This window comes from uncultured Thermomonas sp. (assembly GCF_937872235.1).
GTDB classification, from domain to species: domain Bacteria; phylum Pseudomonadota; class Gammaproteobacteria; order Xanthomonadales; family Xanthomonadaceae; genus Thermomonas; species Thermomonas beijingensis.
In genome coordinates this window covers 26342-45667 of sequence record NZ_CALMPC010000041.1, presented here as the reverse complement: position 1 = coordinate 45667, position 19326 = coordinate 26342, and the positions used below count along the sequence as shown (strand labels likewise).

General features: G+C 61.1%; 20 protein-coding genes. 10 read left to right on the top strand and 10 right to left on the bottom strand.

Annotated elements, in window-relative coordinates:
* A partial coding sequence (locus QWB57_RS03585) for an Rne/Rng family ribonuclease (protein ID WP_288968352.1) occupies window positions 1–1983 on the bottom strand: 1983 nt, incomplete at its 3' end.
* A gap of 463 nt (window positions 1984–2446) precedes the next feature.
* Here QWB57_RS03585 and QWB57_RS03580 point away from each other — a divergent pair.
* The gene (locus QWB57_RS03580) at window positions 2447–3409 is read left to right on the top strand and encodes an RluA family pseudouridine synthase (RefSeq protein WP_288968351.1); all 963 of its coding nucleotides are present in this window, start codon (window positions 2447–2449) and stop codon (window positions 3407–3409) included.
* Window positions 3410–3439: 30 nt separating this feature from the next.
* Here the strand turns inward: QWB57_RS03580 and QWB57_RS03575 are convergent, their stop codons facing one another.
* Window positions 3440–3781: a 4a-hydroxytetrahydrobiopterin dehydratase gene (locus QWB57_RS03575; RefSeq protein ID WP_223627333.1), complete on the bottom strand. Its 342-nt coding sequence runs from the start codon at window positions 3779–3781 to the stop codon at window positions 3440–3442.
* A 43-nt stretch (window positions 3782–3824) separates the two neighbouring features.
* On the opposite strand from QWB57_RS03575, the gene QWB57_RS03570 reads away from it, so the two are divergent.
* Both QWB57_RS03570 and QWB57_RS03565 read left to right on the top strand, forming a co-directional pair.
* Entirely contained in the window at window positions 3825–4415 is a 591-nt protein-coding gene (locus tag QWB57_RS03570; protein WP_223627335.1) for an NfuA family Fe-S biogenesis protein, read from the top strand.
* A 15-nt stretch (window positions 4416–4430) separates the two neighbouring features.
* On the top strand, window positions 4431–6206 hold the full coding sequence (locus tag QWB57_RS03565; protein ID WP_223627338.1) for a hypothetical protein: 1776 nt from the start codon (window positions 4431–4433) through the stop codon (window positions 6204–6206).
* Window positions 6207–6281: 75 nt separating this feature from the next.
* Here the strand turns inward: QWB57_RS03565 and QWB57_RS03560 are convergent, their stop codons facing one another.
* Genes QWB57_RS03560 through asnS form a run of 3 tightly spaced genes read right to left on the bottom strand, consistent with a single transcriptional unit; the run spans window position 6282 to window position 8308 of the window.
* A complete protein-coding gene (locus tag QWB57_RS03560) occupies window positions 6282–6590 on the bottom strand; it encodes a hypothetical protein (RefSeq protein ID WP_223627340.1) in 309 nt (102 codons plus the stop codon).
* Window positions 6587–6892 (bottom strand): hypothetical protein, encoded by a 306-nt coding sequence (locus QWB57_RS03555; RefSeq protein WP_223627744.1) that lies wholly within the window; start codon window positions 6890–6892, stop codon window positions 6587–6589. Before QWB57_RS03555 ends, QWB57_RS03560 begins: the two co-directional genes overlap by 4 nt.
* Window positions 6893–6907: 15 nt before the next feature.
* A complete protein-coding gene (asnS, locus tag QWB57_RS03550) occupies window positions 6908–8308 on the bottom strand; it encodes an asparagine--tRNA ligase (protein ID WP_223627342.1) in 1401 nt (466 codons plus the stop codon).
* A 62-nt stretch (window positions 8309–8370) separates the two neighbouring features.
* Between asnS and QWB57_RS03545 the strand changes: the two genes are divergently transcribed.
* From QWB57_RS03545 to lysS, 3 genes are all read left to right on the top strand, one after another.
* Entirely contained in the window at window positions 8371–8712 is a 342-nt protein-coding gene (locus QWB57_RS03545) for an iron-sulfur cluster assembly accessory protein (RefSeq protein ID WP_223627344.1), read from the top strand.
* A 78-nt stretch (window positions 8713–8790) separates the two neighbouring features.
* Window positions 8791–9919, top strand: a protein-coding gene (gene prfB / locus QWB57_RS03540) for a peptide chain release factor 2 (RefSeq protein WP_223627346.1) whose coding sequence is annotated in 2 segments (ribosomal slippage) — window positions 8791–8865 and window positions 8867–9919 — 1128 coding nt in all. Because the reading frame shifts where the segments join, the coding sequence is not laid out codon by codon here.
* 95 nt (window positions 9920–10014) lie between these two features.
* Window positions 10015–11526: a lysine--tRNA ligase gene (gene lysS, locus QWB57_RS03535; protein WP_223627348.1), complete on the top strand. Its 1512-nt coding sequence runs from the start codon at window positions 10015–10017 to the stop codon at window positions 11524–11526.
* Window positions 11527–11586: 60 nt separating this feature from the next.
* On the opposite strand, the gene QWB57_RS03530 is transcribed toward lysS, so the two are convergent.
* On the bottom strand, window positions 11587–12804 hold the full coding sequence (locus tag QWB57_RS03530) for a TraB/GumN family protein (RefSeq protein WP_288968348.1): 1218 nt from the start codon (window positions 12802–12804) through the stop codon (window positions 11587–11589).
* The gene (locus QWB57_RS03525; RefSeq protein WP_223627352.1) at window positions 12797–13681 is read right to left on the bottom strand and encodes a carbon-nitrogen hydrolase; all 885 of its coding nucleotides are present in this window, start codon (window positions 13679–13681) and stop codon (window positions 12797–12799) included. The genes QWB57_RS03530 and QWB57_RS03525 overlap by 8 nt, the downstream gene beginning before the upstream one ends.
* A gap of 108 nt (window positions 13682–13789) precedes the next feature.
* Between QWB57_RS03525 and aqpZ the strand changes: the two genes are divergently transcribed.
* The gene (aqpZ, locus tag QWB57_RS03520; RefSeq protein WP_223627354.1) at window positions 13790–14524 is read left to right on the top strand and encodes an aquaporin Z; all 735 of its coding nucleotides are present in this window, start codon (window positions 13790–13792) and stop codon (window positions 14522–14524) included.
* Window positions 14525–14594: 70 nt separating this feature from the next.
* On the opposite strand, the gene QWB57_RS03515 is transcribed toward aqpZ, so the two are convergent.
* The 3 genes from QWB57_RS03515 to ykgO form a co-directional block, all read right to left on the bottom strand.
* Window positions 14595–15626: an agmatine deiminase family protein gene (locus tag QWB57_RS03515; protein WP_288968346.1), complete on the bottom strand. Its 1032-nt coding sequence runs from the start codon at window positions 15624–15626 to the stop codon at window positions 14595–14597.
* 34 nt (window positions 15627–15660) lie between these two features.
* Complete coding sequence (locus QWB57_RS03510; RefSeq protein ID WP_223627359.1) at window positions 15661–15990, bottom strand: hypothetical protein; 330 nt, start codon at window positions 15988–15990, stop codon at window positions 15661–15663.
* Between the two features lie 100 nt (window positions 15991–16090).
* Window positions 16091–16216: a type B 50S ribosomal protein L36 gene (gene ykgO, locus QWB57_RS03505; protein ID WP_010342887.1), complete on the bottom strand. Its 126-nt coding sequence runs from the start codon at window positions 16214–16216 to the stop codon at window positions 16091–16093.
* A gap of 126 nt (window positions 16217–16342) precedes the next feature.
* Between ykgO and cmk the strand changes: the two genes are divergently transcribed.
* From cmk to QWB57_RS03490, 3 genes are all read left to right on the top strand, one after another.
* Window positions 16343–17023: a (d)CMP kinase gene (cmk, locus tag QWB57_RS03500; RefSeq protein ID WP_223627361.1), complete on the top strand. Its 681-nt coding sequence runs from the start codon at window positions 16343–16345 to the stop codon at window positions 17021–17023.
* Between the two features lie 167 nt (window positions 17024–17190).
* Complete coding sequence (rpsA, locus tag QWB57_RS03495) at window positions 17191–18891, top strand: 30S ribosomal protein S1 (protein WP_223627363.1); 1701 nt, start codon at window positions 17191–17193, stop codon at window positions 18889–18891.
* A 76-nt stretch (window positions 18892–18967) separates the two neighbouring features.
* Window positions 18968–19270, top strand: a complete 303-nt coding sequence (locus QWB57_RS03490; protein ID WP_223627365.1) for an integration host factor subunit beta — start codon at window positions 18968–18970, stop codon at window positions 19268–19270.
* The last annotated feature ends 56 nt before the right edge of the window (window positions 19271–19326 follow it).

Here is a 19326-nt window from a genome sequence, read left to right as displayed (position 1 = left end):
CTGCTGTTGCTGCTGTTGTTGCAGTGGCTTTTGTTTCTGTGCTTGCTGACCCTGTGAATTTTTTTGCTGCTGCTCGTTGCGGGCGTCGCGTGGCTTGTTGTCGTCACGACGCTGTTCGTTTTTGTTGCGGCTCTCTTGACGATTGTCGTTGTTGCGACCGTCACGGCGAGCGCCACGTTCATCACGACGCGGGGGATTGCTGTTGCGCCCGGTTGCTGCAGGAGCTGGCGCGCTCGGCGCGGCGGCAGGTGCAGCGAACAAACCACGCAGCCAGCCGATCACGCCGCTTGTGGCGGGCGGGGTGTTGCTTGCGACGGGCGCGGCTGGCGTCACGAGTTGTGCTTCAGGGTCCTGCGGCATCGGCTTGGGATCGCGCAGGGGCGCCGGTTGAACCGGATTGACCCTGGTGACTGCCGGTGGCGGGATGTTCAGTTGTGCCTTGGTCAGCGCGATGGTGTTGAACTTGCGCGGAGTGCCACGTTGGTAGCTGGGCTTGCTGGTCTCCTCACTCATCTCGTTGCTACGAATGCGCGTGACTTCGTAGTGTGGCGAGTGCAGCTGTTCATCGGCGACGATCACAATCGGAGCGTCGTGACGTTGTTCGATCTCGCGTAGCGCACTGCGCTTCTCGTTGAGCAGGAAGTTGGCAATCTCCACCGGCGCTTGCACCAGGACTTGCCCGGTGTTGTCCTTCATCGCGTGTTCTTCAGCGACACGAATGATCGACAACGACAGCGATTCGATACTGCGCATGCGTCCGTGACCCTCGCAGGTCGGGCAGACGATCTGACTGGCTTCACCCAGGCTATTGCGCAAGCGCTGGCGGCTCATTTCCATCAGGCCAAAGCGGCTGATACGGCCCAGCTGCACGCGCGCACGGTCATATTTCAGTGCGTTTTGCAGTTTGTTCTCGACATCGCGCTGGTGTTTGTTGCTGGTCATGTCGATGAAGTCGATCACCACCAGCCCGCCAAGGTCACGCAGGCGCAGCTGGCGGGCCACTTCTTCGGCTGCTTCCAGATTGGTATTGAACGCGGTTTCTTCGATATCACCGCCCTTGGTGGCGCGTGCGGAGTTGACGTCGATGGCGGTCAGCGCCTCGGTCTGGTCGATCACCAGAGCACCGCCGGAGGGCAGCCGCACGGTGCGCTCATACGCACTCTCTATCTGCGATTCGATTTGGAAGCGGTTGAACAGGGGGGTGTCGTCGGTGTAATGCTTGAGCTTGCGCTTGTTGTGCGGCATCACCTGTTCGACGAACTCCAGCGCCTCGGCGTACATCTCCGGGGTGTCCACCAAAATCTCGCCGATGTCGCTGCGCATGTAGTCGCGCAGGGCACGTACGATCAGGCGGCTTTCCTGATAAATCAGGAACGGGGCTGGCTTGCTCAGTGCCGACTCGGCGATCGCACGCCAGATGCTGAGCAGATAGTCCAAGTCCCACTGCAGTTCTTCCGCGTCACGGCCAACGCCTGCGGTACGGATGATCACACCCATATCGTCCGGGATGTTGAGTGCATCCATCGCCTTCTTCAGCTCGGCGCGGTCATCGCCTTCGATCCGACGCGAGACACCGCCGGCGGTGGGCGAGTTCGGCATCAGCACCATGTAGCGGCCGGCCAACGAGATGAACGTGGTCAGGGCTGCACCCTTGTTGCCGCGTTCTTCCTTGTCGACTTGCACCACCACTTCCTGGCCTTCGCGCAGGAGTTCCTTGATCCCAGCCTTGTGGTGATCGACGCCCGCTTGGTAGTAGTCGCGGGAAATTTCCTTCAGCGGCAAAAAGCCGTGACGATCAGCACCATATTCGACGAAGGCCGCTTCCAGCGACGGCTCCAGCCGAGTAATGCGGCCCTTGTAGATATTGGATTTCTTGTTATCGCGGGACGGCTGTTCGATGTCGATGTCGTACAGATTCTGGCCTTCGACAATGGCCACCCGCAGTTCTTCCGCCTGCGTGGCGTTGATAAGCATTCGCTTCATTGTGCATTCCTCGTGCGCTTGCCTGCCCACTCCGATGAGGGAGGGGCACTGCACGGAACGCCTGGGGCGTTTCGCCTCTGGATACCGCAAGCGCGCGGCAGCGTCTTGCGCATGCCGTGCCGCTGTTGAGTTTTCCAGCGCTGCAACACCACGGCGTACCGCGGGAGCGCTTGTTCCTATTCAAATATGTTGCAGGGCCGGCGACTTTCGCCCAACTTCCGAAGGAGGAGGGCGCGTCGCGCGGGGCGTTGTTTAACGGGCGGAGTCACGGCACAAGGCCGGCGATGGGCAGGTTTGCCGCGCAGCCGTTAACATGTCCACCCCAAGGGTGGTGGCAACGTCACTGCGGCGGGGCTTGCCGGGAAGGCCGGCTTTCGGCCGGTTGGGCGGTAAACAGCCGCCCGGTACTTCCTGCAAAATCAAACCCTTGCATCGCCCCCCGAGTGTATCAGATCAGCCCCCAATGACACAGCCCGATTCCCCTTCTGGTGGCGCCCGCACCGTTCGCATCCCCGATGACCGCGCAGGTCAGCGGTTGGATAACTTCCTGCTCGGGCAGTTGAAAGGTGCGCCGCGCTCACTGGTCTACAAGCTGGTGCGTAGCGGGCAGGTGCGCATCAATGGCGGCCGGGCCAAGGCGGAACGCAAGCTGGAAGTTGGCGATGAGGTCAGAATCCCGCCTGTTCGCATCGAATCGACGCAAGATGCCGGCCGTTCGCCGCCAAAAACTATGCTGGCGGCAATGGAGGCGTCCATCGTGTTTGAAGATGCGCGCCTGCTGGCCATCAACAAACCATCGGGTGTGGCCAGCCACGGCGGCAGCGGGATTTCATTTGGCGCCATCGAAACCATGCGGGTGCTGCGGCCGCGCGACAACCTGGAGCTGGTGCACCGGCTGGATCGGGATACTTCCGGCTTGCTGGTGCTCGCCAAAAAGCGCTCAGCCTTGACAGAACTTCAGCGATTATTGCGTGAAGATCATGGGTCAGGCATCGAAAAACGCTATTTGGCGCTCTTGGTTGGGCGTATGCCCGATGGTGTGATGAGCGTGGATGTGCCGCTGCATGTGGGGTTGCGCCAAGGTGGCGAGCGGCATGTGCAGGTCAATGCCATCGGCAAGCCGTCAATCAGCCATTTTCGTGCCTTGGAACGCCGTGACGGGCAAAGTTATTGCGAAATCCGCATCGAAACCGGCCGTACCCACCAGATTCGCGTACATGCCCAGCACATTGGCCATCCGGTGGCCGGTGACGACAAATATGGCGATGCAGCCGCCAACAAGCGGCTGCGTGAACAAGTGGGCTTGAAGCGCTTGTTCTTGCATGCCGCCACCTTGGAATTTGCGCTGGATGGCGGCAAAGCTCCCTATCGGCTCAATGCGCCGCTGGTGCCGGAGTTGATTGACGTGCTGGATCGGCTGGGGTGAGTTTCGGCGACCAAGACCAGTGGCGATGTCTCAGCCCGCCAACAACTCCGCCTTCGCCGCACAAATAAAGTCGTTCTCGCTTAACCCGCCCACGTCATGGGTGGAAAAACGCACCAAGCAGCGGTCGTAATGCACGGAGAGGTCGGGGTGGTGGTCTTCGGCATTGGCGACGTGCGCCAGCGCATTCACAAATGACATGGTGCGGTAGTAATCCGCGAAGGTGAAGGTCTTGCTTAGCGCGTGGCCGTTTTCGACCAAGGCCCAGCCTGGCAGCTGCGGCAGGAGTTCGCGAATGCTGGCTTCGCTCAGACGGTGTTCATGGCCGCGGCGCGGAGCGCAATGGGCGTGGGCAAGCGGAATCATGTCATTCATATGGGTTTCGCGCAGTGACGTTGCAGCCCGTTAGAATAGCGGCATGATCCAGATTTCAGAAACCGCACAAACCCACTTTCGCAAATTGATCGAGCGTGAGGACATTCCTGGCTTGGGCGTGCGGCTGTCCGCACAAAACCCCGGCACGCAGCGCGCCGACGTGCGCTTGGAGTTTGCCGAGCCCAGCGAGTTGGCGGGCGATGAATGGGCGATTGACTGCGCCGGCTTCACCTTGTGGCTGGATGCCCCCAGTGTGCCGTTTCTGGATGGCGCGGAGATTGATTACGAGATCAAGGCTACCGGTGGTCAATTGCAGATCCGTGCCCCCAAAATCAAGGGTGTGGTGCCGGGTGAGTCCGCCTCGTTGGTGGAACGCGTGCGCTGGGTGATCGACAATGACATCAATCCGCAATTGGCGATGCACAAAGGCCATGTCACACTGACCGAAATCACTGGCGAAGGCATCGTGGTGTTGAATTTTGGCGGTGGCTGCCACGGTTGCAGCATGGTGGATATCACCTTGAAGCAGGGGGTCGAAAAAACCCTGCTGGAGAAGGTGCCGGGGGTTACCGGCGTGCGTGATTCCACCGATCACGCCACTGGTGATGCGCCATACATGGCGCGTGAGGCCTGACGGACGCATGCGCGCGTGACGACAGCCAATGACGTCATTGCCGCGCTGAATCAGCGGCGCCTGCTCAAGACTGGTCACGAACCGTCACCATCACAGCTGCCTGCTGGCTGGCAAGGCTGGCTGGATGCAATGGTGCAAACCGCGGCCCCCATTCGCCATGCACCACCACAGGATTGGGTCGATAGCTTGGTGCAGCGGCCTGCGCCGACAGTCAGCAACAGTGGTGGCCTGGGTCTGCCATTTTTCCAGCTGCTGCGCTTGGGGCGACCACCGGATCCGCGTGAAGACCGCAAGTTGCGGATCGGCGTGGGGGCGGCGGATGTGTTGTTGCATCTGGTATTGGTGGGATTGCTGCTTTGGCTGATGTACCTGCGGTTTCTAGCGCTGGCACAGCAACAGGAAGACGAGCAGGGCGAAGCCGTGCAAGTGGAGTTCATCGGACGCGGTAATGTGGCCACTGGCGGTGGTGCCTTGGCCAATGCGGGTGTCGAGTCTGCGCCGGCAGCCGCATCGGCGGCACGGCGAGCCTCGCCAACAGCGCCAACCACTCCGGGGCAGGCGGCTGCCCATGCCGCCGATGCCAACCAACCCGTCGCGCTGGAACAAGTTGCGGCATCGCCGCCGCAGACCCTGGCCGCCGATCAAACCGCACCCATACTGACGCAGCCCAAGCCGGTACCCAGCGATGCCACGGCGGCCCAGCAGTTGCAAGTCAGCAATGTCGCGCAGCCGCAGCCGGAAAGCTTTCAACTGTCACCGCCGCGTGAGCGCACGGTCGTGATGCCGGAAATCAAATTGCGTGATGTGCAGCCACAGCAGCAGGTGGAAGCCATTGCCACGCTGAAAGCGCAACCCGTGCAAACCTTGCAAGTCAAGCCACGGGATGTGCAATTGCGCGCCCCTGAATTGAAGACGCAGGTGCAGGCATTGGACGTGTTCATCCCTGACGCGAACCTGCTCACCCGCGAGCGAACGCCGTCGACGAAATCTGCTCAGGCCACCACCGCAAGTGTGCAGGTACCGCAGCTGCACGGCCAGGTGCGCGAGCTTCCTTTGCAGCCAGGCGAGGGTGGCGTGGTGGCGGCCACACCGGGCAATGGGCATGCCAGCGACGGTCAGGCCAGTGCCGCAGGTGCTGGTGGCAACACCGCAAGCGCGGCGGGAACGGGACAAGCCCAAGCCGGTCAAGGCGCAGGCACGCAAGCGGCACAGACGGGAGGACGTGGCGTCAGTACAGTCGGCACCGGCGCTGGGCCAGGGCTGAAAGCGGCACCGGGCGGTTGGCCGGGGGCGGCGAAGAGTGATGATTGGGGGGCATCCAATCGCAATGTGGCGGGCACCGGTGCCGGTAGTGGGAATGACAAAGGCAATGGCCGCAATGGCGACGGCAAAGCCGGATTGTTCAATGCCGATGGCAGTGCGCGCTTGCCCGATGCCTGGTCAAAAAACAGCGGCGTGGATCTGGACCGCGCGGGGACGTGGCTGAAGCGGCCAGGCTTGGAATACCGCGGCACCCGCTTCGATAAATACTGGATCCCCGAAGGCAACCTGCTGCAGGAATGGGTGCGCAAGGGCATCAAGGAATTGTCGATCCCGATTCCTGGCACCAAATTGAAGCTCAAATGCGTGGTCTCGCTCCTGCAATTTGGCGGCGGTTGCATGCCGGAAAACCCGGATGCCAACGAGCAGAATTCGACCGGACGCAAGGCCCCTGAAATCCCGTTTAAGCCAGAATTGCAGGAAGATAACGGCAGTGTGCGACCGGCCGCCCAATCTGTCGATAAGCCATAGGAGCGCACCGCAGGGGCGCGATCGCCCTTGCCGGGAGGCCGAGGTCATGCCAGAAGCATCGCGCTTTTGAGAGGGCTACCCGCGTGCGCCCAACGTTTGCACCATCAATGCGCGCAAGCTGGCATCATCGCGTGCTTGCGGCGGTGTCACTTCGGCCAGTGAAAACCCGCGCTCCAGCGCATCGCTTTCGTCCAAACCTTCAAACTCCACAAACTCAGCATCCATCAATGCGGCGCGGGCGGTGTCCACACTGTCAAACGGGAGCGTGGCACCATCGGAGTCAAAGACTTCGGCGGTGCCTGCGTCCAGTTCACGCAAGCGCGCCCAGATCAGTGTGCGCCCCAGTGTGGCCAGCCACCAACGGTCGTGTGCGGAGTTGTTCATGCCATTGCCTTGCCGATGACCCACAAAATACCGCCCATCACAATGCCACCTAGAATCACCAGTAGTGAAATGCGGGCCGGTGTGGCCAGCCCCGACAGCGAGCGGTCCGGCGTACTGCGATAACCACCGCGCAGCAGCCACCACAACGCGATGGGTTTGAGGAATGCACCTTCACCCAATTGCGTGGTGATCTGCGGGTGACGATCGCGGATATGCACCAAGGTCAATGGCCAGAAAATCACGAATGCAGTTGCACCAGCGATCGACGTGGCGAATGAGGTCAGCGCAAAAAACAACACCAGATCGGCATCCACGACTTAGAACTCCGCACTGCCCGGCGCACGCGGGTAGGCAATCGCGTCGCGGATATTGGCAAGGCCGCACACGTACACCACCAGCCGCTCGAAACCCAGGCCAAACCCGGCATGCGGCACGCTGCCATAACGGCGGAAGTCGCGGTACCAGCCGTAGTGCGCCGGGTCGATGCCGAACTGCGCCATGCGCGCATCCAGGACATCAAGCCGTTCTTCGCGCTGGCTGCCGCCAATGATTTCACCGATGCCGGGGGCCAGCACATCCATCGCGGCCACGGTTTTGCCGTCGTCGTTCATGCGCATGTAGAACGCCTTGATCTGCTCGGGATAGTTCATCACCACCACCGGACGGCCCACGTGTTCTTCGGTCAGCCAACGCTCGTGTTCGGTCTGCAAATCCAAACCCCATTCGACCGGGAAGTCGAATTTTTTGCCGGACTTTTGCAGCAGGCCAATCGCATCGGTGTAGTCGATGCGTTCAAATGGCGCATTGATGAAGCCGTCCAGCCGGGTGATGGCATCTTTCTGCACGCGTTCGGCGATAAACGCCATGTCATCGCCGCGTTCATTGAGTACGGCTTTGAACAGGTATTTCAGGAATTCTTCGGCCAGGTGGGCATCGTCATTCAAATCCGCGAATGCGATTTCCGGCTCGATCATCCAGAACTCGGCCAGATGCCGTGTGGTGTTCGAATTCTCGGCGCGGAAGGTGGGGCCGAAGGTGTACACCTTGCTCAGGCTCAGGCAGTAGGCCTCGACATTGAGCTGACCGGACACGGTGAGGAAGGTTTCCTTGCCGAAGAAGTCGCGGCTGAAATCCACGTTGCCCTTACCGTCGCGCGGCAGGTTGGCCATGTCCAGCGTGGAGACGCGGAACATCTGGCCGGCGCCTTCGGCATCGGAGGTGGTGATGATGGGCGTGCTGATCCAATAGAACTGGCGTTCGTGGAAGAAGCGGTGCACGGCCTGCGCAAGGCAGTGGCGAATCCGCGTGACGGCGCCGAACAAATTGGTGCGCGGGCGCAGGTGCGCGAACTCGCGCAGGTATTCCAGCGAATGCTGCTTGGGCTGCATCGGGTAGGTCAGTGGATCGTCCACCCAGCCGGCCACCTCGATGGCGGAGGCCTGCACCTCGAAACTCTGGCCCTGGCCCTGCGACTTCACCAGCGTGCCGGTGCAGATCACCGAACAGCCGGTGGTCAGGTGCTTGACCTCGGTTTCGTAATTGCCCAGCGCATCGGTGGCCACCACCTGGATCGGGGCAAAGCAGGAGCCGTCGCTGACATTGACAAACGACAGGCCGGCCTTGGAGTCGCGGCGGGTGCGCACCCAGCCGCGCACGGTCACTTGCCCACCTTCCGGCACATGCCCGGCCAATGCCTGGGCGATGGTAATCGTCGTCATCTTGAAATCCTGCGTTGCAAACACGAAATAGTCTGCAAGTTTACCGGAGCTACAATGCCCACATGAGCATTTCATTGACTGAATCCGCCCGCAGGCGTGTGCTGGGGTATCTGGAGCTGGATCCCACCGCGTTGGGCCTGCGTTTTGGGGTGTCCCGCAGCGGTTGTTCCGGCTGGGGCTACAAGGTGGAAGTGGCGCGCAACGTGCTGGACTCGGATGTGGTGTTCGACGATGCCGGCGTGCGCATCTATGTGGACGCCACCAGCTTGTCGCAAGTGGACGGCACCCGCATTGACTATGTGCAGCAGGGCCTGAACGCGCAGTTCGTGTTCGACAACCCCAACGTCACCGGCGGCTGCGGCTGCGGGTCCAGTTTCACGACCGAGGCGGACAAGGCGGGCTGACAGCGGTGTGGCGAAATTCGCGAGGACAGGGTGGCAAGGCCGTATAATGGCAGGTCATTTCCCCTGCAATTACCCCACATGATCGAGCTGAATCCCATCCGAGCCCGCATCGCCGACCTGACCGGTCGGCTGGATGCGCTCCGGGGGTATCTTTGACTACGACGCCAAGCGTGAACGTTTGGAAGAAGTCGAGCGCGAGTTGGAAAACCCTGACATCTGGAACGACCCCGCGTGTGCGCAGGCATTGGGGCGTGAGCGATCGTTGTTGGACAAGACCGTCAATGGCATTCGCAACTTGAAAGACGGGTTGGCCGGCGCCGAAGAGTTGCTGGAATTGGCCGAGATGGAAGACGACGAGGACACCGCGCTGGCGGTGGTGGCCGATGTTGATCGTTTCGAAAAAGGCGTGGAAGCCATCGAATTCCAGCGCATGTTCGCGGGGCAGATGGACAGCTGCAATGCGTTCGTCGATATCCAGGCCGGCGCCGGTGGTACCGAGGCCCAGGATTGGGCGGAAATTCTGCTGCGCATGTACCTGCGCTGGGCCGAATCCCGCGGCTGGAAAGCCGAGCTGATGGAAGTTTCCGGCGGCGATGTGGCGGGCATCAAATCCGCCACCTTCCGCATCGAGGGTGACTACGCCTATGGCTGGCTGAAGACCGAGATTGGCGTGCATCGCCTGGTGCGCAAGTCGCCGTTCGACTCGGACAACCGTCGCCACACCAGTTTCACCAGCGTGTTCGTGTCGCCCGAAGTGGACGACGACATCGACATCGAGATCAACCCCGCCGACCTGAAGACCGACGTGTATCGCTCCTCGGGCGCGGGTGGCCAGCATGTCAACAAGACCGAATCCGCGGTGCGCATTACCCACGTGCCCACCAATACCGTGGTGGCGTGTCAAACCGAACGCAGCCAGCACGCCAACCGTGACCGTGCGATGAAGATGCTGAAGGCGAAGCTGTACGAACTGGAGGTGCAAAAGCGCAACGCCGAGAAGGATGCGCTGGAAGCCACCAAGTCGGATATTGGTTGGGGCAGCCAGATCCGCAACTACGTGCTGGATCAAAGCCGGATCAAGGATCTGCGCACGGGCATCGAGCGTAGTGATACGCAAAAAGTGCTGGACGGCGATCTGGATGAATTTGTGGAGGCCAGCCTGAAATCCGGGCTGGAAGCGGGCGCCAAACGTTCCGACGCGGCTTGATTTTTGCTCAACCGCAGGCGCGGCCGATGGCCGCAACCCTATCCAACCGGAGCGCTCGCGGCCATGGGTCGCTCCTAAAAAAACACGGTCATGACATGACAGACACCTCTCCCATCATCGACGAAAACAAGCTCATCGCGGAGCGTCGCGGCAAGCTGCATGCGCTGCGCGACAGCGGTGTGGCATTCCCCAATGACTTTCATCGCGCCGATCTCGCTGGTGACCTGCAAGCCGATTATGCGGATGCTGAGCGCTGGACGAGCGAAGCGCTGGAGGCGAGTGGCCGCACCGTTGCGATTGCCGGGCGCATGCTGGCCAAGCGAGTGATGGGCAAGGCCGCGTTTGCCACCGTGCAGGATATGAGCGGGCGGGTGCAGTTGTTCTTGCAAAGCACAGCGTTGGGTGACACTTACGACGCATTCAAGGGTTGGGACATCGGCGATATCGTGGCCGTCGAAGGCAGCTTGATGCGCACCAAGACCGGTGAGTTGTCGGTCAAGGCCAGCTCACTGCGGCTGCTGGTTAAAGCGTTGCGACCATTGCCAGACAAGTTTCATGGCCTGAGTGACGTGGAGCAGCGCTATCGCCAGCGCTATGTGGATTTGATCGTGAATCCGGAGGCGCGCGATGTGTTTATCGCCCGCTCGCGCATCGTCCGTGCGATGCGCAGTTGGTTGGACGCCAGGCGCTTTCTGGAGGTCGAAACACCGATGATGCATTACATCGCAGGTGGTGCCACGGCGCGTCCCTTCACTACCCATCACAACGCGCTTGATCTCGATCTTTACCTGCGCGTCGCGCCGGAGCTCTACCTCAAACGCTTGACCGTAGGCGGGTTGGAGCGAGTGTACGAAATCAACCGCAACTTCCGTAACGAAGGTGTGTCCACCCGGCACAACCCCGAGTTCACCATGCTCGAGTTGTACGAAGCCTATGCCACCTACATCGAAGTAATGGATTTGACCGAAGCCATGATGCGCGACGTGGCGCGCGAAGCGATGGGGACCACCGCATTCGAGTGGGATGGCCAGGCGATTGATCTTGGTCCTGCGTTCCGTCGTTGGAAATTGGAGGAGGCAGTGCGTGAATTGAACCCGGAAATTTCGGTGGCCGATTGCCGCGATCGCGACGCACTGGCCGCGCATTGCGCGCGTTTGGGTGTGCACGTGAAGCCTGGTTACGGCTGGGGCAAATTGCTGTTGGAAATCTTCGAAAAGACTGTGGAAGGTGGCTTGATCCAGCCGACCTTCATCACCCACTATCCGGTGGAGGTCAGCCCACTGGCGCGTGAGTCCGACAGTGAGCCGGGCATCACCGATCGCTTCGAGCTGTTTGTCGGTGGCAAGGAGTTGGCCAATGGGTTCTCGGAATTGAACGATCCGGAAGACCAGGCCGCGCGCTTTCGTGCGCAAGTCGAGGCGAAGGACAGTGGCGACGATGAAGCCATGCATTTCGATGCCGACTACATCCGGGCGCTGGAAGTGGGGCTGCCGCCTACCGGTGGCCTTGGCGTGGGCATTGATCGCTTTGTGATGCTGTTGACCGGCAGCAACTCGATTCGCGATGTCCTGCTATTCCCATACATGCGCCCACAGGCAGTGGAATAAGCCGCAACTTGCGGTGTGTGATGCCGGCTATCGGTCGGCATCGCAACGCCATCCCAGGACTTAGTGCAGCAATTTGCCGAGGATGCGCGCGCCCGCCATCCATTCGCCGGCAATCGTGCCCAAGTTGGTCAGCATGAACACCAGCACCACGCGCGTCACCTTGTTGCGATACCACCCGCGCAAGGTCTGGGTGTCATCGCGCAGCGCCAGGAAATCCGGATAGGCGGGTTTGCGCAGGCGCACTTCGGCCAATGCACTGAACATGCCCGAAGGCAGGCCGGGGCGGAACGGCTTGAACGGCGCGGCAACGGCACCGGCCAGCAAGCTCAACGGGTTGGCACCGGCCAACAGCGCGCCGATGGCGGTCAGCCCGCAGGTCCACGCCACCCATTGCAGCAGCAAATCACGCCCCAGGTCGCGGCCGCCGTGGTAATAGCCCCACGCAATGCCACCGATGATCAGCGTCATCAAGGTCAGGGTGATCCACGGGATATTGCGTTTTTGTTTGATCTGCACAAGCGCGTCGACGACCGCTTGCGGTGTGCGCTGGTCGTCGGCCAAATAGTGGGACATGCCTTTCAGATGGCCCGCGCCCACCACCGCCAACACCTGTTTTGCACCATCGCTGCGCTCGCGCAATTTTGCCGCCATGTACTGGTCGCGTTCGTCGATCAGGCTGGCAAACAGCGTGGGGGTATCGCGTGCAAAGTCACCAAAACTCGACTCCAGCATGTCGCCTTCTTTCAGGCGCTCGATGTCTGCTTCGGACACTTCATCGCGGGCAAACAAACCGCCGCCCACGCTGCCGATCAATTTGGCGCGGTCCCAGAAGCCCAGCCCTTGCAGGATACGGCGAAAGGTGATGCCCACATCACGGTCGATCAATTGCAACGACAGCCCGCGCGCGCTGGCTTCCGTGGCGGCGGCTTTGAGTTCCGCACCGGGTTCGATCCCCAATTGTTCTGCCAGCCGGCGCTGATAGGCGGCCAGTGCCAGATTGGCGGCAAACGGGGCCACTTTCTTGTCGCGGATGACCTTGACCAGATCCAGTTGCGCCAGCGCATCCGGGTGGGTCAGTGCTTTGTGGCGTTGTTCGTCCAGCTCCACCGCCACTGCATCAAACCGGCCGCTGTCGATGGCCGCATTGACCGCATCAATGCTGGCTTTGGACACATGTGCGGTACCCAGCAGGGTGTAGTGGACGCCATCACGCTGCACCTCGATGACAGGTTGGTTGGCGTATTCGACGGCGCTGGCCGGCAGGGAGGAGTCAGTCACGGTAACGCTTCGTCAAATCGGAATAGGCGTCGATACGGCGGTCGCGCAGGAACGGCCAGATGCGGCGCACATGTTCGCTGCGCTGCAGGTCAACCTTGGCCAGCAAAAGCGATGCGTCGGTGCCGGCTTCGGCGATGACTTCGCCTTGCGGCCCCAACACGATCGAGTTACCCCAGAAATCAATGCCGGAAGCGCCCAGCGGTGACGCCTCGTGGCCCACACGGTTGCAGCTCAATACCGGCAAGCCATTGGCCACCGCGTGGCCACGATGCGACAGCACCCACGCATCGCGCTGGCGGGTTTTTTCATCTTGTGCATCGCTGGGGTCCCAGCCAATCGCGGTGGGATACAGCAACAGCTCGGCACCGGCCAGCGCCATCATGCGCGCCGCTTCCGGGTACCACTGGTCCCAGCACACCAATACGCCGAGTTTGCCCACCGAGGTTTGAATGGGGGTAAAACCCAGATCACCGGGGGTGAAATAGAATTTTTCGTAGAAGCCCGGATCGTCCGGGATGTGCATCTTGCGGTACTTGCCGGCCAGCGAGCCGTCGGCGTCAAACACCACGGCGGTGTTGTGGTACAGCCCCGCCGCGCGCTTTTCGAACAAGGAAGAGACCAGCACCACGCCATGCTGCTTGGCCAGCGCCGACAGGCGCGCGGTGCTGGGGCCGGGGATGGGCTCGGCCAGATCGAACTCGTCTACCGATTCGTGCTGGCAAAAATACGCACCGTTGTGCAGCTCTTGCAGCAGTACGAGCTTCGCGCCGGCGCGGGCGGCTTCGGCCACGCGGGTTTCGATGATGGCCAGGTTGGCGGCGGCATCGCCGTGGTTGCGCTCCTGGATCAGCGCAACGGAGAGAAGTTTGGTTGTCATCCGCCCATTGTAGGCGAGCGCCGCCTCGCTTCATCGCCAATGTCGTGCTTTCGGCTATGCTGACGTTGCGCGCGACCGGCGTGCATTCATTCGCCAGGGGATTTCACGATGTTGAAGCGACTCGGGGCCGAATTTATCGGTACGTTCTGGCTGGTCTTGGGCGGCTGCGGTAGCGCCGTGCTGGCCGCCAAGTTTGGCGGCGATGGCAATCCGTTGGGGATCGGATTGCTGGGGGTGGCGCTGGCATTCGGTTTGACCGTGCTGACCGGCGCGTATGCGTTTGGCCACATCTCCGGCGGCCATTTCAACCCGGCGGTGAGCGTTGGCCTGTGGGCAGGGGGGCGGTTTCCGGCGAAGGATTTGTTGCCCTACGGCGTGGCGCAGGTACTCGGTGCGGTGTTTGCCGGCTGGATTCTGTTCCAGATCGCCAGTGGTACGGCCGGGTTTGCCATCGACTCGAACGCGGCGGGCGCATTCGCCACCAATGGCTTTGGCGAGCATTCTCCCGGTGGCTACGCCATTGCTGCGGCATTCCTGTGCGAAGTAGTGATGACCGCGATGTTCCTGATCATCATCATGGGCGCCACCCACAGCCGTGCACCCGCGGGCTTTGCGCCCATTGCGATTGGCTTGGGTCTGACCTTGATCCACCTCATCAGCATCCCGGTCACCAACACCTCGGTAAACCCGGCGCGCTCCACCGGCGTGGCCTTGATCGTGGGGGGTGCGCCGCTGTCGCAGCTGTGGTTGTTTTGGTTGGCGCCGATCCTGGGCGGCCTGCTGGGTGGTGTGATCTACAAGTGGCTGGGGCCGGAGCGGCCGGCAATTACTGGCGACTTGTAAATTTGTATCACCCCAATAAGGCCGCAGGAATGCGGCCTTATTGGGGCAACTGGAATGGCGAGTCAGCCAACTACAGCAACCCTTGCGGCAATTGCATGGTGATGCAGTGCAGGCTGCCGTTTTGCCAGATCAGGGCACGGCAGGGGACTGGCACGACCTCGCGGCCCGGGTAGGCCTGTGCCAGCACCGCAGCGGCGCTGGCATCGTTCGCATCGCCATAGGCCGGCATCAGTACCGCGCCATTGATGATCAAGTAATTGGCATAGCTGGCTGCAAGCCTGCGGCCTGCGTCCCAAACAGGCTTGGCCCACGGCAACGGAAACAGGCGATACGGCTGGCCGTCCTTGCTGCGCAACGCGGCGATATCGTCGGCCATTGCTTTGAGATCGGCATAGTGCGAATCGGCTGCATCGTCGCAGGCCTGGAACACGATGGTATTGCCGGGGGCGAAGCGGGCGAGGGTGTCGATATGCGCATCGGTGTCGTCGCCTTCCAGCGCACCGTGGTCCAGCCAGAGCACGCGGTCTTGCTGCAGCCAGTCGGCCAGTTTGGCGCTCAATTCCGCACGATCAAGGCCAGGGTGGCGCTCGTGCAGGCATTGCCACGTGGTCAGCAGGGTGCCATCGCCATCGGTTTCGATGGCCCCCCCTTCCAAGGCAAATTCGATGCGCTGGCGTGGCGTGTTGCCGAATACGCCTTGCGTGCTGAGAGCCTCCACCAGCCGATCGTCCTGGCCGGCCTCGAACTTGCCGCCCCAGGCGGTGAAGCAGAAGTCGAGCAAGCGGAAATGGTTGCCAGCGCGCAAGGTGATCGGGCCAGAGTCGCGCAGCCACGTATCATCATAGGCAACGGTGACAAAACGCACATGGGTCATATCCACCCGGTTGGAGCGCAGGCGAATCTCGGCGTAGGTTTCAACATCGTCATCTGCCACGCAGATCAGCACCGGCTGAAATCGAGTGATTGCGGCGACCAGTGCAATATAGGTCTCCTCCACCTCTCCCAGGCGTTCGGCCCAGTCGGTGGCGGCATGTGGCCAGGCAATCAGGATCGCCGCCTGAGGCTCCCACTCGGCGGGGAAGCGCAACTTGGTATCGGTCATGGCTGTCTTCGTGGCGGGCGTTCAAGTGCCCGAGTTATTTCATGGGTTGCTTGGGGCCAATTTCGTCCGCAGAGGCTTGGTTGACGACTACGTCAATGACTCGGTCGTGGGCGAAATACACGGTGTAGCTGGGATAGACCCAGCGCGTGATGGTGGGCCATGCACGCTTTTGGCCACCACGCGGCTCCAGTTTGGAGGCGGGCGCGCCGAATTTGGATTGCACTTGCGCGATGGACATGCCGTGCGTGGGTGCATTGGCAGGCACGTCTTTGCTGCGCTCAATCAGTAGGGTATCGCCAGCGCTGGCCATGCCGGACAGGCTGGCAAGGACGACCAACAACAGACTGCGGGATAAGCAATGCATGGCGGTGCTCCTACATGTGGTGGACGAAACCCAAGATTCTATGCTGATACGCAAAAGGCCGCCCGAAGGCGGCCTTGCGGTCGTCCAGACAGCTGATGAATCAGCGCTGGCGAGCTTTGAAGCGCGGGTTGGACTTGCAGATCACGAAGACCTTGCCACGACGGCGAACCACCTTGCAGTCGCGGTGACGGGCCTTCGCCGACTTCAGGGAGGACAGGACCTTCATGATGAAACCTCGGCAAATGGATGGGAATGAAGCGAAGCCGCGCATTCTAACGGGTATTTGGTTGGAAGATCAACGGGTTGTATTGAATCTGTGGAATTGGGCTGGTGTGGCGGCATAATCTTCGTCATGACTGCATCCACACCCGTCCTCACCATTGATGGCCCGTCCGGTTCCGGCAAGGGCACCATCAGTCGCATCGTCGCCCAGCGTTTGGGTTGGCATTATCTGGATTCTGGCGCGCTTTACCGTGCGGTAGGGATTGCGGCGGGATGGTCGGATATCGATCTCTCGGACGCGTCGGCACTGGTGCGCTGCACCTTCGATACGGTGGTGAGGTTTCGTGATGATGCCGGCGGCGAGCCACGGGTGATTGTCAATGATGTGGATGCCACCGATGAGTTGCGTACAGAAACCGCCGGCGCGGCGGCCTCTGCAATTGCTGCCATTCCGGAGGTGCGGGCGGCACTGAAGGATCGCCAGCGTGCGTTTCGGCAGCTGCCGGGGCTGGTGGCCGACGGCCGCGATATGGGCACGGTGATCTTCCCCGATGCCGCACATAAGGTGTTTTTGACTGCCAGCGCCGAAGAACGCGCGGAGAGGCGCTATAAGCAGTTGAAAGACAAAGGGGTTTCCGTCACAATGGATGGTCTGCTACGCGAGATTCTCGCGCGTGACGCCCGCGATGCCAGTCGCACGGTGGCGCCGTTGCGGCCGGCCGATGACGCCGTCCACATCGATACCACCGGGTTGCCCATTGAAGTGGTGGTCGCCCGAGTGCTGGATATTGTGGTTGGTCCCGCACCGTAACCGGTCGCGTTTGTCTCAGTCGTTGCAGATCCGTTCCGTGGGTGCATGCGTGCCTGCGGTTTTTCCTTCATTCACACATGGCCAAGCGCGTTCTGCGCCCATGCCAACCCACCTAGGTGGGCCGCCCCGGTGCTGTGGGTTGCCCGTGTATCCACCCGAGATTTTTCATGAATTCCGTAGCTACCGAATCTTTCGCAGAACTGTTTGAAGCCAGCCAGGCCAATTTGGCCAAGCTCAAGCCCGGCTCCATCGTCAAGGGTATTGTGGTTGCCGTCACCAACGACGTGGTGGTGATCAATGCCGGCCTGAAGTCCGAAGGCATCGTGCCGATCGAACAGTTCCGCAATGACGCCGGCGAAATCGACGTTGGTGTGGGTGACGAGGTCAAGGTTGCCCTCGACTCGCTGGAAAATGGTTTCGGCGAAACCGTGCTGTCCCGCGAAAAGGCCAAGAAGGCCATGGTGTGGGACGAGCTGGAAGAAGCGCTGGAGGCCAATGCCACCATCGTTGGCCGCATCGACGGCAAGGTCAAGGGCGGTTTCACCGTCAACATCAAGGACGTCCGCGCGTTCCTGCCCGGTTCGTTGGTGGACGTGCGTCCGGTGCGTGATCCGGTGTATCTGGAAGGCAAGGAGCTGGAATTCAAGCTCATCAAGCTGGATCGCAAGCGCAACAATGTGGTGGTCTCCCGCCGTGCCGTGGTCGAGACCGAGCATTCGGAAGAGCGCGAGCAGCTGATGGAGAAGCTGGTTGAGGGCGCGATCCTGAAGGGTGTGGTCAAGAACCTCACCGACTACGGCGCGTTCGTGGACTTGGGCGGCATCGACGGCCTGCTGCACATCACCGACATGGCATGGAAGCGCGTGCGCCATCCGTCCGAAGTGGTGGAAGTAGGTCAGGAAATGGACGTGCGCGTGCTCAAGTACGACAAAGAGCGCAACCGCGTCAGCTTGGGCCTCAAGCAGATGGGCGAAGATCCGTGGGACAACATTGCCCGCCGTTATCCGTCCAACTGCCGCGTGTTCGGCAAGGTCTCCAACGTCACCGATTACGGCGCATTTGTCGAAATCGAGCCGGGTGTGGAAGGTCTGGTGCACGTCTCCGAAATGGATTGGACCAACAAGAACGTCAACCCGGCCAAGGTGGTGCAGGTGGGGGACGAAGTCGAAGTCATGGTGCTGGACGTGGATGAAGAGCGCCGCCGCATTTCGCTGGGCATCAAGCAAGTCACCAGCAATCCGTGGGAAACCTTCGCGGCGATCCACAAGAAGAACGACAAGGTGTCGGGCCAGATCAAGTCGATCACCGATTTCGGCATCTTCATCGGTCTGGACGGCGGCATCGATGGCTTGATCCACCTGTCCGATATCAGCTGGAACTCCACCGGCGAAGACATTGCCCGCAACTACAAGAAGGGCGACACCCTGGAAGCCGTGGTGTTGGCCGTGGATCCGGAGCGTGAGCGCATTTCGTTGGGCGTCAAGCAGATGGAACAAGACCCGTTGGGTCAGTTCATGGCGGCGCATCCGAAGGGCGGCAAGGTCACCGGTACGGTCAAGGAAGTGGACGCCAAGGGTGCCACCATTGATCTGGGCGACGGCGTGGAAGGCTACGTCTCCGCACGTGACATCAGCAACGACCGCGTGGACGATGCCAGCCTGGTGCTGAAGGTCGGTCAAGAGGTTGAAGCCAAGCTGGTGGGCACCGATCGCAAGGGGCGCAGCCTGCAACTGTCGATCAAGGACAAGGATGCTGCAGAAACCGCGGAAGCGCTGGCCGAGTACAACAAGGCCAATGCAGATGCTGCCAGCGGCACCACCAAGCTGGGCGCGCTGCTGCGTGAGCAGCTGAACAGCAAGGCGGATTGATTTAGTCCGTTCGAGTTGAGCGACGGCCCGGTTTTGGCCGGGCCGTCGTCGTTTTATTGCACATAGTCCAAGAGACATGACCAAGTCCGAACTCATCGAGCTGCTTGCACGCCGTCAGCCGCATTTGAAGGCCGACGATGTTGATATGGCAGTAAAGTCCCTGCTGCAGATGATGAGTGGTGCACTCGCCAGTGGTGAACGCATCGAGATTCGCGGCTTCGGCAGCTTTTCCCTGAATTATCGTCCGCCGCGCACCGGTCGTAACCCGAAAACCGGGGATGCGGTGGCGTTGTCCGGCAAATATGTGCCGCACTTCAAGCCCGGTAAAGAACTGCGCGAGCGAGTGACTGGCGTGATGCCGCTGCCTAACCAGGACTGATCCTCAGTGACATTGGGAGCCGCTCGGCGCATCCAGTGAATGCAACGCGGCCAAGT

What these genes read in the sequence shown, in the direction of transcription:
- asnS (WP_223627342.1), bottom strand. Translation starts at nt 8,308, where the DNA reads ATGACGACGATTACCATCGCCCAGGCATTGGCCGGGCATGTGCCGGAA.
- QWB57_RS03580 (WP_288968351.1), top strand. Translation starts at nt 2,447, where the DNA reads ATGACACAGCCCGATTCCCCTTCTGGTGGCGCCCGCACCGTTCGCATC.
- QWB57_RS03575 (WP_223627333.1), bottom strand. Translation starts at nt 3,781, where the DNA reads ATGAATGACATGATTCCGCTTGCCCACGCCCATTGCGCTCCGCGCCGC.
- QWB57_RS03570 (WP_223627335.1), top strand. Translation starts at nt 3,825, where the DNA reads ATGATCCAGATTTCAGAAACCGCACAAACCCACTTTCGCAAATTGATC.
- QWB57_RS03545 (WP_223627344.1), top strand. Translation starts at nt 8,371, where the DNA reads ATGAGCATTTCATTGACTGAATCCGCCCGCAGGCGTGTGCTGGGGTAT.
- QWB57_RS03510 (WP_223627359.1), bottom strand. Translation starts at nt 15,990, where the DNA reads ATGCATTGCTTATCCCGCAGTCTGTTGTTGGTCGTCCTTGCCAGCCTG.
- ykgO (WP_010342887.1), bottom strand. Translation starts at nt 16,216, where the DNA reads ATGAAGGTCCTGTCCTCCCTGAAGTCGGCGAAGGCCCGTCACCGCGAC.
- rpsA (WP_223627363.1), top strand. Translation starts at nt 17,191, where the DNA reads ATGAATTCCGTAGCTACCGAATCTTTCGCAGAACTGTTTGAAGCCAGC.
- QWB57_RS03525 (WP_223627352.1), bottom strand. Translation starts at nt 13,681, where the DNA reads ATGACAACCAAACTTCTCTCCGTTGCGCTGATCCAGGAGCGCAACCAC.
- aqpZ (WP_223627354.1), top strand. Translation starts at nt 13,790, where the DNA reads ATGTTGAAGCGACTCGGGGCCGAATTTATCGGTACGTTCTGGCTGGTC.
- QWB57_RS03560 (WP_223627340.1), bottom strand. Translation starts at nt 6,590, where the DNA reads ATGAACAACTCCGCACACGACCGTTGGTGGCTGGCCACACTGGGGCGC.
- QWB57_RS03490 (WP_223627365.1), top strand. Translation starts at nt 18,968, where the DNA reads ATGACCAAGTCCGAACTCATCGAGCTGCTTGCACGCCGTCAGCCGCAT.
- lysS (WP_223627348.1), top strand. Translation starts at nt 10,015, where the DNA reads ATGACAGACACCTCTCCCATCATCGACGAAAACAAGCTCATCGCGGAG.
- cmk (WP_223627361.1), top strand. Translation starts at nt 16,343, where the DNA reads ATGACTGCATCCACACCCGTCCTCACCATTGATGGCCCGTCCGGTTCC.
- QWB57_RS03515 (WP_288968346.1), bottom strand. Translation starts at nt 15,626, where the DNA reads ATGACCGATACCAAGTTGCGCTTCCCCGCCGAGTGGGAGCCTCAGGCG.